Raw genomic sequence first — 2,090 nt, 5'->3', positions numbered from 1 at the left:
GCGTGGCCTGCACCAACCCCTTCACGGCCGCTGTGGAGGCCTTGCGCCATATCGGCGCGAAACGGGTATCTCTTCTCGCCCCCTACACGGTCGAAGTGACGTCCTATATGCGCGACGCCTTTCAGAACAAGGGAATCGGGATTCCGCATGTCACGACTTATGGACTCGAAACCGACGCCGAGATTTGTCAGGTGTCACACGACGACATCCTTGCGACAGCCCGCGAGCAGAGTCTGCAGGGTGCCGACGCACTGTTCATCAGCTGTACCGGGTTGCGGGTCGTCGGTCTGATCGAAGAGATCGAACAAACACTGGGGCTTCCAGTAATCACCAGCAACCAGGCCATGGCGTGGCATGCCTTGCGGCTGGCTGGCTATGATCGCAACCTGAACGGTTTTGGCCGGCTTGGGCAGCTCGTCCTGGATACAAATCTCAACACTTGAATAGGCACTTACAATGAACAAGCAGCTTTTCTTTTCGCAGTCTGTATTTGAGAAACGCCATCGCGAAATCCAGGCGGTCATGGCCGAGGTCGGGGCAGATATTCTTCTCATCGATCAGCCTGAGTTCATTTTTCATCTGATCGGTTATGCGATGTCCGAGGGTTTTCAGCAGTTTTGTGTATTGCCTCAATACGGTTCGCCGCTGATGATTTTGCGCTGCGTGGACGAGGGAACATGCCATGAATATGGCGATGTCGCCCCGCAAAATGTCATCGGCTACCCTGACTGGGCAAACCCGGTCGAGATATTGAAGGCGGAGCTTTCCAAACGGCCCCTGAAGCATGGAACGATCGCGATTGATCGCGATTCCTACAACATGACCCTGAACCGTTTCGATGCATTGCAGGCCGCTTTTCCGGAGTCTTCGTTTGTCGACATCTCGCAGCCTTTGCGGGAAATGCGGTCAATCAAGACTGAGGAAGAGATCGCCTACTTGAAAAAAGCGTCGGAGATAGCCGACGACGGTATTGAACTGATCCTGAAGGAGTTCCGCAGCGGGCTTTCCGCACGCGACTGTGTCGCGATGGCGGCAAAACAGATAATCTTAAGTGGCGGCGATGCGGGTGTCATCGGCCCCGTCACTCGGGCACTTGACGACAGCAAGATGCACGCGCTGGTCGATGACGAACCACTCAAGGAAGGTGACCTTCTACACGTAGAAATGATCCCACAGTATCTGGGCTATTCTGCTCGCCTAATGCGCCCCGTTTATGTTGGGGAACCAGATCCAGAAACCCGTGAGCGGGCCGAGCGCATAGTAGCGCTTCAGGACCAGCAGATTGCGGCTATGAAAACCGGCGCGCGCGCCAGCGATGTAGACCACATCTTGCGTGACGGGATGCTGAAATCAGGGCTCAAATCCAAATACGACAATATTTCAGGCTATAGTCTTGGCTACTATCAACAATTCACCTGCCGATCGAGCGACTTCACCTATGTGTTTCGCCCCGAAGACGACTGGGAGCTTAAGCGCAATATGGTGTTTCATATGTACACTGTCGCGAACGGGCTTGCTTTCAGCGAAACCGTGGTTGTGAGCGATGGAGGTGGAGTCAGATTGACCGAGGCACCGCGCAAGCTCCTCAACGTAAACGGTTGAATCACTTTGGTTCCAGTCGTTTCTGTAACGAACCCTAGAAATACATTTCGGTGATCTGAATTGGCATTAAGCTATACACAAGTCGACAATTTAGATGGCACCGGACCCATAATCTTTGCATGTGAACATGCTTCTCAATTCGTCCCCGACGAATACGGCGATCTTGGACTGTCCGAAGCGGTGATAAACTCTCATATCGGCTGGGATCCCGGTGCCTATGACCTTGCCTTTCATCTGGCACAAAGGTTCGACGCGCCGCTCATATCATCGAAGATTTCCCGCCTCGTTCTGGATTGCAATCGCGCCCTCGACAGTTCGACACTTATTCCTGAACAAGGTGACGGGTCACCGGTCCCGGGGAATAAGGGCCTTTCAGCCCAGGAAAAGGCAAGACGGATCGCACAAATCCATCAGCCCTTTCACGCCAAACTGAGCGAGGTGATTGAAGCCAAGACAAGCACGGAAATGAGCCTTCCGGCGCTTGTTTC

At 53.7% G+C, this 2,090-nt stretch carries 3 protein-coding genes; all 3 read left to right on the top strand.

What is annotated here, in order from left to right; genetic code table 11:
• On the top strand, positions 1 to 443 hold a 443-nt coding region (locus tag AC221Y_RS23270), incomplete at its 5' end, for a maleate cis-trans isomerase family protein (RefSeq protein ID WP_486708655.1).
• 13 nt (positions 444 to 456) lie between these two features.
• A complete protein-coding gene (locus AC221Y_RS23265; RefSeq protein WP_486708654.1) occupies positions 457 to 1,602 on the top strand; it encodes a M24 family metallopeptidase in 1,146 nt (381 codons plus the stop codon).
• A gap of 60 nt (positions 1,603 to 1,662) precedes the next feature.
• Positions 1,663 to 2,090 (top strand): N-formylglutamate amidohydrolase (locus AC221Y_RS23260; RefSeq protein WP_486708653.1); only part of this gene is annotated, 428 nt, incomplete at its 3' end.

This window comes from Boseongicola sp., assembly GCF_057460485.1.
The sequence above is the reverse complement of the archived record's forward strand: the minus strand, read 5'-3'. Positions and strand labels throughout refer to the sequence as shown.